A 14548-nucleotide genomic window follows, 5' to 3' on the forward strand; every position below is an offset into this window, starting at 1 on the left:
GAGCGCCATCAGGTCGAGTGCTTCTTCAATAAACTCAAACGCTTCCGCAGAATCGCCCTCAGATGCGAAAAAACCATCAAAGCCTTCATGGGCTTCGTACATCTCGCTTGCGCCATGATTTGGCTACGATGAATGCAGACACGACCTAGAGCAATATGTGTTTAGGTTGACGCGCCAGCTTCAAGATAAACACATGAAATTGCTCGTTAAAACAAAACTTAGAGCCTCAAGCTAAAAGCTTGAGGCTCTAAGGGAACTTTTTCCAAAAAGTTCCCTTGTCCTTACTCGACAAACTCCGGATAATCTGCCGCCACCTGCTCCAATGTCGCGAGTGTATTCGCCAAATGCTCGCGCAGCTTGGCATTGGCCTCCTCCGGCTTGCCGGCCTCGATCGCGTCGATCATTTCCTCATGCTGGCGAATGATCCTCTCGGTGCCGACATTCTTGATGTTCAGCCGGCGCAGCCGGTCGAGATGGCCGCTATGGGCGCGCATGACCGCGAAGATCTGCATCATATCGGCATAGAGATAGAGCAGGCGGTGAAAATCCCGGTCCGCGACGAGGAAGGCGGTGAGGTCCTGCGCCTGCGCCTCGACCTTCACCCGCGCATTGGCCTTGCGCAGATCATTTACCATCGCAGGCGTCGGGCGGCTGGCGAGCAGCCCGGCGATATCCGCTTCGAGCGCGCGGCGCATGAAATGCGCCTGCTTCGCCTGCGCCAGATTCACCTTCGAGACCAGTGTGGCATATTGCGGATAGACAGTGACCAGCCCTTCCTCTTCCAGCTTCAGCAACGCGTCGCGCACCGGCGTCTGGCTGACGCCGAACTGCACCTGCAGTTCGGCGCGCGACATGATGGTGCCTGGCGCGATTTCCAGCGAGAGGATCTGCTCGCGTAGAAAATCGGCGATTTGCGGCGCCGCCTGGCGGGTGCGGTCGAAGACGAAGGCGCGGGCGGTGTCGGTCGGCATCATGGCGGTCCCGTAAGGCGGTAGGGCGGATATGCGCAGTCATATAGCAAGCTTGATCGTTATTATAGCTCTGCCAGGGAGAGGTTGGTCGATCAGGCCGGCAGGTGGGAACTGCATTGACGTTCTAATATATTAGTGTTTATACGTCAAAAAAATCCCTTGGAGATGACCCAGCTTGGCCGCTCCCAATGACAAGAACGCCCAAGAATTGAAGGAGAAACCAGCCCAATGAGTTCGTCGGTGGTCACGGCGGCGCTGCGCCGTAGCAAAGTGAGATATGGGATCGTCGCCATGCTGTTCCTGGTGACGGCGATCAATTATGGCGACCGCGCCAGCATGTCGATGGTCGGCGCGCCGATGTCCAAGCAGCTGGGGATCGATCCCATTGGGCTGGGCTATATCTTCTCCGCCTTCTCCTGGGCCTATGTGGTGGCGCAGATCCCCGGCGGCTGGCTGCTGGACCGGTTCGGCTCGCGCCGGGTCTATTTCTGGAGTATCTTCTCCTGGTCGGTGGTGACGGCGCTGCAGGGCTTCGTCACCATTTTCAGCAGCACGACGGAAATCATCATCATGCTGGTGCTGCTGCGCTGCCTCGTCGGCCTGGCGGAGGCGCCGAGTTTTCCTGGCAATAGCCGCATCGTCGCCGCCTGGTTCCCGGCCAATGAGCGCGGCACCGCGGCGGCTATCTTCAATTCCGCGCAATATTTCGCCACGGTGATGTTCGCGCCGCTGATGGGTTGGCTGATCCATACGATCAACTGGCAGTCAGTGTTTTTCGTGATGGGTGGAGCGGGCATCCTCGCCTCCTTGCTCTGGCTGAAGGTGATCCACAACCCGGACGCGCACCCGTCCATCAACAAGGCCGAGTTGGAGTATATCGAGCAGGGCGGCGGGCTGGTGCGGATCGACACGGTGAAGCCCGGCGCCGCGCTGGCACCTGGCTTTCGCACCGAGGCGGTGAAGCAGATGTTCGCCTCGCGGATGATGGTCAGCGTGTTCGTGGCGCAATATTGCATCAACGCGCTCACCTACTTCTTCATTTCCTGGTTCCCGGTTTATCTGGTGCAGGCGCGGCATATGTCGATCCTGAAAGTCGGCATCGTCGCCGCCATTCCGGCCATTTGCGGCTTTGCCGGCGGCGTGCTGGGCGGGGTGCTCTCGGATGCGCTGCAGCGTATGGGGCTGTCGCTGAGCCTGTCGCGCAAAATCCCGATCATTGGCGGCATGCTGCTCTCAATGTCGATCCTGGCGGCGAACTACACCAACATCAACGCCGTGGTGATCGCGGTGATGGCCATCGCCTTCTTCGGCAAGGGCGTTGGCGCGTTGGGCTGGGCGGTGATGGCGGATATCGCGCCGCGTGAGATCACCGGCCTTACCGGCGGCGTGTTCAACATGATCGGCAATGCCTCGGGCATCGTCACCCCGATCGTCATCGGCTACATCGTCAAGGATACCGGTTCCTTCAACGGTGCGCTGGGCTTCATCGCCGCGCATGCCTTCGTCGCGGTGCTCTGCTTCGCGGTGCTGGCCGGGCCGCTGAAGCGCTTCGAGATCCGCAAGGGCTGAGGCGCGGGGAGGGCCAGGGAACTGGCCCTATCGCCATTGCGATCTGGTGCTGGTGGACCAGCGCCGGTTCGGTTAGGGTAAGCAGCATCGGATAACCGATCGGGGCGGTCTTGCATCTTTCAATGCGCGACCGCCCCCAATAACGCCGTGTGTCACGTGGCCCATGAACTGCTTGTTTTGGGGCATATAGTTGATGTTGAGAGTGTTCATTGGGCTGGTGGTGCCCTATTTCGGCGTGATCGGGCTGCTGCCCTTTGCCAACAGCGTCACCTGGACGTTGTGGAATATCCCCTTCCTGTATCTCTGGGTGTTCGCCTGGTTCTTCCTGACCTCGGCATGTCTGGCGATCTGCTGGTTCTGTTTCGACCGTCACCGCGCTGACGCGGCATAAGGAGACCAGACATGGCCAGTTTCGTTTTCATCGCGATCATTCTGTTCTCCCTGGTCGTGGCCTTCTCGGCCATGCGCGGGCACAACACCTCCGACCTCAAGGAATATCTGGTTGCCTCCCGGCAGTTTGGCGGGCCGCTGCTGTTCTTCCTGGCGGTGGGTGAGATCTACTCCATCGGCACCATGATCGGCTTTCCCGGCGGTATTTACGCCAAGGGGCCGACCTACGGCATCTGGTTCCTGGGTTATATTCTGCTCGGCTATCCGCTCGGCTATTTCCTCAATCCGCTGATCTGGCGCGCCGGGCAGCTCTATAACGCGCTCACCCTGCCGGATCTGTTCAAGGGGCATTTCAACAGCCGCGCCCTGGAGCTGACCGTCACCATCACCGCGATCATCTTCATGATCCCGTGGGGACAGCTGCAATTCACCGGCTTGATCGTGGCCCTGCACGGGCTGGGCTGGAATCTGAACCCGCTGGCGCTGTCGCTGATCGCGGCGGTGCTCGCCTTCGCCTACATCGCCGCCTCCGGCATCCGTGCCCCGGCGATGGTCTCCATCATCAAGGATATATTGCTGGTGCTGGCGCTGGTGGCCACCGGTGTCGCCGCCGCCTCGGCGGGCGGGCTCAGCCATATTTTTCAGGCCGCCAGCCAGCATGTGCACAGCCAGATGAACCCGACGGAAGAGCGCTTCTCGATGAGCACCATCTTCTTCCAGTCGCTGGGCTTCTATCTCTTCCCCTTCGCCATCCCTAACCTGTTTACCGCGCGCAGCGAGCAGACCATCCGCAAGGCGCAGATCTTCATGCCGCTTTACATGCTGATGTATCCGTTCCTGGTGGTGGCGGCCTATTTCAGCCTGGGGCAGAATCTGCATCTGGCCTCGCCGAACCAGGCCTTCATGGCCGCGGCTGTGGCGCTGCTGCCACATTGGCTGCTGGGCATGGTGGCGGCGGGGGCGGCACTCTCCGGCCTCGTCGTTCTGGCCGGCATCAGCCTGGCGATGGGGCCGCTGATCTCGCGCAACCTGCTCGGCCATCTGCCCGAGACCCGGCAGCGCAGCGGGGCGCAGATCGCCATCGTCATCTATCTGGCGTTGTCGATCTTCTTCACTCTGGTCACGCCGTCTTTGATGCTGACCCTGGTGAACACCGCCTATTTCGGGATCACCCAGTTCTTCCCGGGCGTCATCGCGATCCTGTTCCTGCGCCGCATCAACCCCTATGCGATCATCGCCGGCATTCTCGTCGCCGATGTCATGGCCATCGCCATGGTGGTGGGCAAGGTGAACCTGGACGGCTGGAATATCGGCTTTGTCTGCCTGATCGTGAATATCGTCATCGTCGCCGTTGGCAGCCTGATCAGCCGCCGGGTGGAGTCGCCTGTGCCGGTGATTTACGCGAGGCTCTCGGGAGCATTGCAGAAAGGCTGAGTTTGAGGGTGGGGGCTTGGAAAAGCCCCCACCCCTTCAAAGCCGGGCCTGGTTCACCAGCGGCGCCAGGCGTTTAATGCCTTCGGCGATTTTATCTGTCGGGGTGGAGGCGAAGCCCAGGCGGAAATAAGGGCAAGGGACGGGTGGCTGATGGAAGAACAGCTCCCCCGGCTCGATCAATATGCCCTGCTTTTCCGCAAGTTTTGCCAGCAGGCCGGAATCCATCCCCGCCGGCCCCTGCACCCAGGCGGAGGAGCCGCCGCGCAATGGGATGAAACTGAGCGACGGGGCGTGCGTGCGCAGCGCGGCATTCAGAATTTTCGCGCGCTCCGCCAGGCTTTTTTTCACCCGCCCCAGCAGCGAATCATAATGCCCGAGCGAGATGAACAAGGCCGTCGCGCGCTGGTTGTTCGCCGGCGGGTGGCGCAGCATCAGCCGCCGCAGCACCCGGGCCTCGGCGATCAGCTCAGGGGCCGCCACCATGAAGCCTAGCCGCAAGCCCGGCGCCAGGGTTTTCGAGAGGCTGCCGAGATAGATCACCCGGCCCTCGGCATCGAAACTCTTCATCGCCGGCAGCGCGGTTTCGGCGAAGCTCATCTCCGAATCATAATCATCCTCGATGATCAGCTGGTCGTGGCGCTGCGCATGCGCCAGCACCGCCTGGCGGGCGGCCAGGCTCATCGTCGTCGAGCTCGGGCATTGATGGCTGGGTGTCAGATAGGCGAGATCGCAGCCGCGCAACGCCGCGATCTCGATGCCGTCCTCGCGCACCGGCAGCGGCCGCAGCGCCGCCCCGCGCAGCGCGAAGATGTTGCGCGCATCCGGATAGCCCGGCTCCTCCACCCCCACCACGCTATGCGCCGAGGCCAGCAGCTCCGCCAACATGAACAAGGCGTGCTGGGTGCCCACCGTGATCATGATCTGCTCGGCCGAGGCGAAAATCCCGCGCCGTGGCAGCACCCGGCGCTGCAGCTGCTCGATCAGCGCAACATCGTCGCCATCGATCATATCCGCCGCCCAGTCGCGGATCGCCAGCACCGCCAGGGCGGCGCGGGAGCAGGCGCGCCACTCCGCGATCGGGAAAAGGGCAGGATCCGGCTGGCCATAAATGAACTGGTAGGGGTAGCGATGCCAGTCCGCCGGCTTGCTGATATTGCGCATGGTGGAATAGCGCGAGCCGATGCGCGCTGCCCAATGCGGGCCGTTGGCGGTGGCTGATGCGGCCAGCGGGGCATTGCTGCGCGTCGCCTCTTCCGGCAATGTGGCAACCTGGTAGCCGCTGCGCGGCTGTGCCAGGATCAGCCCGTCATCCGCCAGTTGCCGGTAGGCGGCATTCACCGTGTTGCGCGCCACGCCTAGCTGTTGCGCCAGCACCCGGCTGGAGGGCAGCTTGCTGCCGGCGGCCAGGCGCTGGTCCAGGATCGCGGCGACGAAGGCGCGGCGGATCTGCACCTGCAAGGAGATGCCGCCCTCTGGGTCCAGCTGGAATAGCTGGTTCCATGCGCGTTCCGCCGCTTGTTTGCGCGCGGGCGGCGTCATCTGCAACGGGTGGTTCATGATTTCGCCCCTGGGCACAAATGATTTTCCAACAAGCGGCTAGCATAGGCGTGCCGGGCCCGGCTTGAAAAGATGCAACTGGCTGTATGATTTGCCGTAACTGGACCTTTCTTGCCGCCGCCCTCGGCGTAATCTGGTGCCAACGCTGCGGCGTCTTTCTCCTTTACAACGGATCATCTGATATCATGGAAAAAACCCGGCTCGCTTTGTTGGAAACCCTGTTCGCGGCGTTCAACGCGCATGATGCCGAGGCGGTGATGGCCTGCTTCGCCCCTGGCATCGTGTTCGATGCGGCGGCCGGGCCGGAGGCGGTGGGCAAACGCATCACCGGGCTGGAGGCCGTGCGCGCCGCCTTCGTCGGCACCTGGACCAGCATGCCGGATGTGCAATGGCAGGTGCGCCGCCATGCCGTGTTCGCCGACCGCGCCGTCACCGAATGGCTGTTCACCGCCACCGCGCCGGCCGGCGGGCGTATCGAGGTGGAAGGGGTCGATCTGTTCGGGTTTGAGGGCGATTTGATTGTCTCCAAGAGCGCCTTCCGCAAGGATCGTCCGCTTCAGGGCGTTTGAGGTCCGCCATGCAGGAGAGCCTCTCCACCCCGGCGCGCAACGCTTATGATCCGCTCTACGACCCGCTGCGCGATGCGCATCCGGGCATTGGCCGCGGCTACGCGCCGACCTTCTGGCTGGCCGCCGCCGGTGAGCCTCCGGGCGATGACGGGCCGGTCACCCAGGATCTGGATGCCGATGTGGTCATCGTCGGGTCCGGCTTCACCGGGCTCACCTGCGCGCTGTTTCTGGCCCGCGCGCACGGCATCAAGGCGAGTGTGCTGGAAGCCAACCGCGTCGCCTGGGGCTGCAGCACCCGCAATGGCGGGCAGGGGCAGAATGCCTCCGGCCGGCTGACGCGCGGCCAGTGGATCGCGCGCTGGGGCGAAGAGACGGCGCTGCAGCTGCATGCGGAAATCCGCGAGGGCTTCGAGCGCTTCACCGCGCTGACCCAGGAGATCGATTGCGACGCGCAAGCCGGCGGGCATCTCTATATCGCGCATCGCCAGCGCACGCTGGAGCGGCTGCGCGCGGAGTGCGAGCTCAGCAACCGCGTCTTCGGCTACAAGACCAAAATCCTCGACCGCGCCACGCTGGATTCCGAATGGGTGCGCGAGGCCGAGGCGGTGGGGGCGCTGCATGAGCCGCTGGGCACCGGGGTCAATCCAGCCAAGCTCGCCTTCGGCTATCTGCGCGCCGCCCGCGCCGCCGGGGCGAAGGTGCATCCGGCCAGCCCGGTTTTGAATATCGAGCGTCAGGGCAACGTGTTTCGGGTGCGCACGCCCGGCGGCACGGTGCGCGCCCGCGCCGTCGTCATCGCCACTGGCGGCTATACCGGCCAGGGTCTGCACAAGACCCTGCGCAGCAAGATCATGCCGATCCTCTCCAACTCGATGGTCACCCGGCCGCTGACACCCGACGAGATCGAGGCCACCGGCTTTCGCACCCGCCATGTGATTACAGATACAAGGGTGCTGCGCTATTATTACCGGTTGCTGCCCGAGAACCGGCTGCAGATCGGCAGCCGCAGCGCCATCACCGGGCGCGATGCCGCCAACCCGAAACATCTGCAGGTGCTCACCGAGGGGCTGGCGCGCAAATTCCCGGCGCTGGCCGGCATCCAGATCGATTATTCCTGGTGGGGCTGGGTGGATGTCAGCCACGACATGATGCCGCGCATCGTGCAGCCCCATCCGGGCGAGCCGCTTTTCTACGGGCTCGGCTATGGTGGCAACGGGGTCAGCTATTCCGCCCAGGCCGGCTGGCGGCTGGCGGAGCTGGCGGCGGGCAAGCCGCGCGCGCATCCGCTGCCGATCTATACCGGGGCGCTGAAGGGCCATATGTTTGCCCCCTTCCGCCGGCTCGGCCAACGCATGCTCTATGAGCTGTATCAGCGCCGCGACGAGAAGCCCGACGCGCCGTGACCAGAGAGGATGGAATGATGCAGGCCCCAACCACGATCTTCCGCGCCAGACGGATTCTCACCATGAATCCCGGCCAGCCGGTCGCCACCCATGTCGCGGTGCGGGATGGCAGGATCCTCGCCGTCGGCGGTGAGGCGGAGATGCAGGGCTTCGGCGAGTCCCGCCGCGATGAACGCTTCGCCGAGGCGGTGCTGATGCCGGGGTTCGTCGAAGGCCATTGCCATCTGTTCGAAGGCGCGGTCTGGAGCGACCCCTATGTCGGCTATTTCGACCGGCGCGGCCCGGATGGCGAGATTTCGCCGGGGCTGAAGACCATCGAGGCGGTGGTGGCGGCCCTGCGCGCCCATCCGCTGCCGGCGGGGGCGAAAAGCCTCTCCGCCTGGGGGTTCGATCCGATCTACATGGACGGCCGGCGGATGAATGTCGGGGACCTGGATCAGGTCTCCGCGACGCTGCCGGTGATCATCACCCATGCCTCCGGCCATATCATGAATGTCAATTCGGTCGCGCTGCGCATCATCGGCGTGGATCGCGAGACGGATCTGGACGGGCTGGTGCGCGACGCGGCGGGTGAGCCGACCGGCGAGCTGCTCGGCTTCGAGCTGATGGGGCTGATCCGCGACCGCATCGCCGCCGGCGGCCTTTCGCGCAAGCTGGATGTGGCGGGGCTGAAGCGCTTCGGCCAGCTGGCGCGGCGCGTGGGGGTGACCACGGCGACCGATCTGGTCAGCGATCTCGCTGATGACACCTTGGAGGTTTACAAGACTGTCACCGCCGACGAGGATTTTCCGCTGCGCATCGCCCCGGCGATGGCGGCGCGGTTTTACAGCATCGAAGAGGGCATCGCCCGGCTGGAGCGGCTGCGCGCGCAGAGCACCGAGCGGCTGTTCATCGGCGCGGTGAAATTGCATGTCGATGGCTCGATCCAGGGCTTCACCGCGCGGCTGCGCTGGCCGGGCTATCATAACGGCGCGCCGAACGGGCTCTGGTATATCGCGCCGAGCGAGCTGGGCGGCATCATCGAGGCCTATCACCGCGCCGGCGCGCTGCTGCACATGCACACCAATGGCGACGAGGCGAGCGAGCTGACGGTGGAGATGCTGGAGCGCGCCATCATCGCGCATCCAAGGCCGGACCATCGCCACACGCTGCAGCATTGCCAGATGCCGGACCAGGCGCTGTACCGGCGCATCGCCAGGCTGGGGCTCTGCTGCAACATCTTCGCCAACCATATCTATTACTGGGGCGAGGCGCATATCGCCGAGACGATGGGGCTGGCGCGGGCGCAACGCATGGATGCCTGCGGCACGGTGCTGCGCAACAACATCCCGCTGGCCATTCATTCCGACGCGCCGATCACCCCGCTGGACCCGCTTTTCACCGCCTGGTGCGCGGTGATGCGCGAAACCTCGTCCGGCCGGGTACTGGGGGCGGATGAGCGCATCAGCGTCGAGCAGGCGCTCTATGCGATCACCATCGGTGCCGCCTACACGCTGAAGCTCGACCATCTGGTCGGCAGCGTCGAGGTCGGCAAGCTGGCGGATTTCGCGGTGCTGGGGAGCGACCCGCTGGCAGCGCCGCCGGCGGCGCTGAAGGATACCAAGGTGCTGGGCACGATGCGCGGGGGCGTGTTCTTCCCGGCATGAGCATCCCGGTGACGATCCTGGGCGGGTTTCTGGGGGCGGGGAAGACTACCGCCCTCAACCATATGCTCCGCCACGCCACCCAGCGCATTGCCGTGCTGGTGAATGATTTCGGCGCGCTGAACATCGATGCGGCGCTGCTGCAAGGGGCGGATAATCTGGTGCCGCTGGCCAATGGCTGCGTCTGCTGCTCGATCGGCCCGGATTTCAGCGCCAGCTTGTCCGAGATTCTGGCTTTGGCGCCGGCGCGCATCGTCGTCGAGGCGAGCGGCGTGTCGGACCCGTGGCGCATCGCCCAGCTGGTGAAGCTAAACCGGCAGGCGCTGCTGGAGGCGGTGATCGTGCTGGCGGATGCGCTGAATGTGACGGCGCAGCACAAGGATCGCTGGCTCAGCGACACGCTGGCCCGGCAGATCGCCCGCGCCGATCTGGTGGCGCTGAATAAATGCGACCTCGCCGATGCGCGAACCCTGGCGTCGGCGCATTCGACGCTGCAGGCGATCCGCCCTGGTGTCAGCGTTCTGGAGATCGCTCATGGTGCGTTGCCGCAGGCGCTGCTGGTGCCGGCGCGCATGGAAAGCGCCAGCGCCTTGATCGCCGATGCGCCCGAGCATGGCGTCAGCAGCTGGAGCTGGCAGAGCCCGGGCCGGTTTGACGAAATGCGGCTGCGCGCCTGCCTCAAGGCGCTGCCGGCCAGCATCTGGCGTGGCAAAGGGCTGCTGCGTCTGGCCGATGGGCGGGTGATGCTGCTGCAGCTGGTTGGCCGGCGCTGGAGCCTGGAGGCCTTCGCGGGCGAGGAATCGGCCCTGGTGCTGCTGGGCACGCCGGAGATGCCGGCAGCTGCGGCGCTCACCGCAGCCTTCACCGCGGCGCTGGCACCATGACAATGCTGCAGCTTGGCCTGATCGGGGTGGCGGTGTTCGCCGGCGCGGTCATCCAGCGCCTGACCGGGCTTGGCTTCGCCATGGTGGCAGCGCCGCTGCTGACGCTGGTGCTGGGGCCGTTTGAGGGCGTGCTGCTGGCGAATATCCTCACCTTCCTGCTCACCTTCGGGATGTTCCTCGTCACCTGGCGCCGGGCGGAGCCAAGGCGGCTGGCGCTGCTGGTGCCCGCCGCCATCCTCGCCGCCCTGGCCGGTGCGCCGCTGGGGCGGCTGATCCCCTCCGCCTGGATGCTGACCATCAGCGGCGCGCTGGTGCTGGGGGCGCTGATTCTGGTGATGACGATGCGCCATGTGAGGCTGTTCCACGGCCGCACCGGGGCGCTGGCGGCCGGGGCGATCAGCGGCTTCATGAACGCCACCTCCGGCGTCGGCGGTGCGGCGATCACGCTCTATGCGATGAATATCTCCTGGGAGCAGGCGAGCTTTTACGCCTCGATGCAGGTTTATCTGGCGGTGCTCAACCTGGCGTCCTTCCTGCCCAAGGGGCTGCCGCATCTCGGCCAGGCGGTGGGGCTGGTGGTGGTGGCAGCGCTGGCGCTGGGCTTTGCCGGCGGGCATTGGCTGGGGCGTCTGGTGTCGCTGGACGGGGCGCGCAGGGGGGCGATATTTCTGGCCCTGGCCGGTGCCGCCGCGACCCTGGCCAAGGGTGTGTATCAGATGGCCGGCTGAGCCGGATCAGGCTGCTCCTGACCTCGGCCCTGACCTCGGCCCTGGCCTTGATCCTGGGCGTGGACGTGGACGCGGCAGCGCTGGGCGGCGGCGCGGATGGTTGGCGCCATTGCCTCGAAGCTGGGGCCGAGCGGGTTGGAGCGGCGCCAGACCATGCCGATCTGCCGCTGCGGCGCCGGGGCGGGGAAATGCTGCACGGCGACCGGCGCCGAGCGTGTTTCCACCGGTACCGCGATCTCCGGAATCAGTGTCACCCCGAGACCAGCCGCCACCATCTGCACCAGCGTGGAGAGCGAGCTGCCATCCAGCGTCTCCTGGCCGGGCCGTGGCGCGCGGGTGCAGAAGGCCAGAGCCTGGTCGCGCAGGCAATGCCCCTCTTCCAGCAGCAGCAGGCGCATCTTGGCCAGCCCCTCCTGGTCCGGCACCGGCGCCGCACGCTGCTCTTCAGGGCGGACCAGCACGAAATCCTCGCTGAATAAGGGCAGCTCGACCAGCGCCGGGGCGGAGACCGGCAGCGCTACGATGGCGACATCCAGCCGCCCGGCCTCCAGCTCCTCCAGAATCCTGGTGGTCACCGTCTCGCGCAGCTGAATGTCGAGCTCCGGGTGGCTCTGGCGCAGATCGCCGATCAGCGCCGGCAGCAGATACGGGGCGAGGGTGGGGATGAGCCCCAGCCGCAAGGTGCCGCGCAACGTGCCCTTGGCGGCGCGGGCCAGGGCCGCCAGCTCATCCACCGCCTCCAGGATCGCCCGCGCCCGCTGCACGAATTGCTCGCCATAGGCGGTGAGCCGGAGCTGGCGCAGCCCGCGCTCGAACAAGGCGATGCCCAGCCCCTCCTCCAGCTCCTTCACCTGCATCGACAAAGCCGGCTGCGAGATGGCGCAGGCCTCCGCGGCGCGGCGGTAATGGCCGTGGCGGGCCAGCGCATCGACATAGCGCATCTGCCGCAGAGTGATATTGTTCATCAGATTATCTTATCAGTTTAATCAGAAAATAAAAGTTTATCTGATTGACTTAGGCTGGTAAGACTTTCCTTGCCAAGTACGGTGCATGTGGCTGCTCCACCAGCATAACCAAAGCTGGCCAGCGGTTTTGATGAGGCTTTCCGCGCGAGCGGGCAAATTCGATTGACATAGGAGGATACCCATGGACGGCAATCAACCGGCAGGGGCGGGCAAGTGCCCCGTCATGCATGGCGGCAACACCGCGACCAGTTCCAATTCCGTGACCGGCTGGTGGCCGGGGGCGCTCAATCTGGACATTCTCAGCCAGCACGACACCAAGACCGACCCGCTGGGGCGCGGTTTTAATTACCGCGAAGAGCTGAAAAAGCTCGATGTCGAGGCGCTGAAGCGCGACATGCATGCGCTGCTGACCGACAGCCAGAGCTGGTGGCCGGCCGATTGGGGCCATTATGGCGGGCTGATGATCCGTCTCGCCTGGCATTCCGCCGGCTCCTACCGCATCGCTGATGGGCGCGGCGGTGGCGGGCATGGCAATATGCGCTTCGCGCCGCTGAATTCCTGGCCCGACAATGTCAGCCTCGACAAGGCGCGCCGGCTGCTTTGGCCGCTGAAGAAGAAATACGGCAACAAGGTCTCCTGGGCCGATCTGATCATTCTGGCCGGCACCATCGCTTATGAATCGATGGGGCTGAAGACCTTCGGCTTCTCTTTCGGCCGCGAGGATATCTGGCATCCGCAGATGGATGTTTACTGGGGCCCGGAGACCGAATGGCTGGCCCCGAGCGATGCGCGCTATGCCGATGTCGGCACGCCGAAAACCATGGAAAACCCGCTGGCCGCGGTGCAGATGGGGCTGATCTATGTGAACCCGGAAGGTGTGAACGGCCAGCCGGACCCCGCCCGCACCGCCTTGCATATTCGCGAGACCTTCGCGCGCATGGCGATGAATGACGAGGAAACGGCGGCGCTGACCGCCGGTGGCCATACTGTCGGCAAATGCCATGGCAATGGCGATGCGGCGCGGCTGGGCCCAGTACCGGAAGCTGCCGACATCACCGCTCAGGGCATGGGCTGGAGCAACCCGGACCAGCACGGCAAGGCCAGCCAGGCGATGAGCAGCGGCATCGAGGGCGCCTGGACCAGCGACCCGACGAAGTTCGACATGGGCTATTTCGAGATGCTGTTCGGCCATGAATGGGAACTGCGCCGCAGCCCGGCGGGCGCCCAGCAATGGGAGCCGGTGAACATCAAGGAAGAGAACAAGCCGCGCGACGCCTCGGACCCGAATATCCGCCGTAACCCGATCATGACCGACGCCGACATGGCGATGAAGGTGGACCCGATCTATCGCGGCATCTGCGAAAAGTTCATGAAGGACCCGGCCTATTTCCAGGACACTTTCGCCCGCGCCTGGTTCAAGCTCACCCATCGCGACATGGGACCGAAGGCCCGTTATTTCGGCCCGGACGTGCCGGCCGAGGAGCTGATCTGGCAGGACCCGGTGCCGGCCGGCCGCAAGGATTACGATGTCGCCGGGCTGAAGGCGACGATCGCGGCCAGCGGCCTGTCCACCAGCGATCTGGTGGTGGTCGCCTGGGACAGTGCCCGCACTTTCCGTGGTTCGGATCTGCGCGGCGGCGCCAACGGGGCGCGCATCCGCCTCGCCCCGCAGAAGGATTGGGAGGGCAATGAACCGGCCCGCTTGGCCAAGACGCTGGGCGTGCTGGCGCCGATCGCCCAGGCGGCGAATGTCAGCCTCGCCGATGTCATCGTGCTGGCCGGCAATGTCGGCGTGGAGCGCGCGGCGAAGGCGGCCGGCGTTGCCATCGAACTGCCCTTCACCCCGGGCCGCGGCGATGCCACCGAGGCGCAGACCGATGCCGACAGCTTCGCGCCGCTGGAGCCGGTGCATGACGGCTTCCGCAACTGGCTGAAGCGCGACTATGCGGCCAAGCCGGAAGAGCTGCTGCTCGACCGCGCTCAGCTGATGAACCTGACCGCGCCGGAGATGACCACCTTGCTGGGCGGCCTGCGCGTCATCGGCGCCAATCATGGCAGCGCCAAGCATGGCGTGTTCACCGCCCGCGAAGGCGCGTTGACGACCGACTTCTTCGTCAACCTGACCGACATGGGCAATATCTGGGTCCCCGCCGGGGCCGGGGTTTACGAGCTGCGTGACCGCGTCAGCAACGCGGTGAAGTTCACCGCCACCCGGGTTGATCTGGTCTTCGGCTCCAACGCCATCCTGCGCGCTTATGCCGAGCTCTACGCCCAGGACGACAACGCCGAAGCCTTCGTGCGCGACTTCGCCGCCGCCTGGACCAAGGTGATGAACGCCGACCGCTTCGACGTCGCCTAGAGCAATATGTGTTTAGGTTGGCGCGGTAGCGTCAAGATAAACACATGAAATTGCTCGCTAAAACAAAATCTAGAAC

The 14548-nt window shown here is 64.8% G+C and carries 12 protein-coding genes and 1 pseudogene; 10 read left to right on the forward strand and 3 right to left on the reverse strand.

Annotated features, from left to right (window positions below; genetic code table 11):
- Positions 1–132 (forward strand): annotated as a pseudogene (locus T331_RS19610) (IS5-like element IS711 family transposase); the annotation flags it as partial.
- Between the two features lie 149 nt (positions 133–281).
- Here the strand turns inward: T331_RS19610 and T331_RS0115315 are convergent.
- Complete coding sequence (locus tag T331_RS0115315) at positions 282–974, reverse strand: GntR family transcriptional regulator (RefSeq protein ID WP_051622423.1); 693 nt, start codon at positions 972–974, stop codon at positions 282–284.
- 225 nt (positions 975–1199) lie between these two features.
- Between T331_RS0115315 and T331_RS0115320 the strand changes: the two genes are divergently transcribed.
- The 3 genes from T331_RS0115320 to T331_RS0115330 all read left to right on the forward strand — a co-directional run bounded on the left by T331_RS0115320 (position 1200) and on the right by T331_RS0115330 (position 4364).
- Positions 1200–2540, forward strand: coding sequence for an MFS transporter (locus tag T331_RS0115320; protein WP_026440658.1), 1341 nt, complete (start codon positions 1200–1202; stop codon positions 2538–2540).
- Positions 2541–2733: 193 nt separating this feature from the next.
- Positions 2734–2931 (forward strand): DUF3311 domain-containing protein, encoded by a 198-nt coding sequence (locus tag T331_RS0115325; RefSeq protein ID WP_008495344.1) that lies wholly within the window; start codon positions 2734–2736, stop codon positions 2929–2931.
- A gap of 11 nt (positions 2932–2942) precedes the next feature.
- On the forward strand, positions 2943–4364 hold the full coding sequence (locus T331_RS0115330; protein ID WP_026440659.1) for a sodium:solute symporter family protein: 1422 nt from the start codon (positions 2943–2945) through the stop codon (positions 4362–4364).
- Between the two features lie 36 nt (positions 4365–4400).
- On the opposite strand, the gene pdxR is transcribed toward T331_RS0115330, so the two are convergent.
- Positions 4401–5921, reverse strand: coding sequence for a MocR-like pyridoxine biosynthesis transcription factor PdxR (pdxR, locus tag T331_RS0115335; protein ID WP_026440660.1), 1521 nt, complete (start codon positions 5919–5921; stop codon positions 4401–4403).
- A gap of 185 nt (positions 5922–6106) precedes the next feature.
- On the opposite strand from pdxR, the gene T331_RS0115340 reads away from it, so the two are divergent.
- The 5 genes from T331_RS0115340 to T331_RS0115360 are packed head-to-tail and all read left to right on the forward strand — an operon-like array spanning position 6107 to position 11148.
- A complete protein-coding gene (locus T331_RS0115340) occupies positions 6107–6490 on the forward strand; it encodes a nuclear transport factor 2 family protein (protein WP_026440661.1) in 384 nt (127 codons plus the stop codon).
- An 8-nt stretch (positions 6491–6498) separates the two neighbouring features.
- The gene (locus T331_RS0115345; protein WP_026440662.1) at positions 6499–7893 is read left to right on the forward strand and encodes an NAD(P)/FAD-dependent oxidoreductase; all 1395 of its coding nucleotides are present in this window, start codon (positions 6499–6501) and stop codon (positions 7891–7893) included.
- Positions 7894–7910: 17 nt separating this feature from the next.
- Positions 7911–9539 carry an amidohydrolase gene (locus T331_RS0115350; RefSeq protein WP_026440663.1) on the forward strand — a complete coding sequence of 543 codons (1629 nt, stop codon included), beginning with the start codon at positions 7911–7913 and terminating at the stop codon, positions 9537–9539.
- The gene (locus tag T331_RS0115355; protein WP_035180411.1) at positions 9536–10420 is read left to right on the forward strand and encodes a CobW family GTP-binding protein; all 885 of its coding nucleotides are present in this window, start codon (positions 9536–9538) and stop codon (positions 10418–10420) included. Before T331_RS0115350 ends, T331_RS0115355 begins: the two co-directional genes overlap by 4 nt.
- Complete coding sequence (locus tag T331_RS0115360) at positions 10417–11148, forward strand: TSUP family transporter (RefSeq protein WP_008495352.1); 732 nt, start codon at positions 10417–10419, stop codon at positions 11146–11148. Before T331_RS0115355 ends, T331_RS0115360 begins: the two co-directional genes overlap by 4 nt.
- Here the strand turns inward: T331_RS0115360 and T331_RS0115365 are convergent.
- Entirely contained in the window at positions 11133–12113 is a 981-nt protein-coding gene (locus tag T331_RS0115365; RefSeq protein WP_026440666.1) for a hydrogen peroxide-inducible genes activator, read from the reverse strand. The genes T331_RS0115360 and T331_RS0115365 overlap by 16 nt on opposite strands.
- A 181-nt stretch (positions 12114–12294) precedes the next feature.
- Here T331_RS0115365 and katG point away from each other — a divergent pair, with 181 nt between their 5' ends.
- Positions 12295–14472: a catalase/peroxidase HPI gene (gene katG, locus T331_RS0115370; RefSeq protein ID WP_026440667.1), complete on the forward strand. Its 2178-nt coding sequence runs from the start codon at positions 12295–12297 to the stop codon at positions 14470–14472.
- Positions 14473–14548: the final 76 nt, after the last annotated feature.

This window comes from Acidocella facilis ATCC 35904 (assembly GCF_000687875.1).
Taxonomy (GTDB): domain Bacteria; phylum Pseudomonadota; class Alphaproteobacteria; order Acetobacterales; family Acetobacteraceae; genus Acidocella; species Acidocella facilis.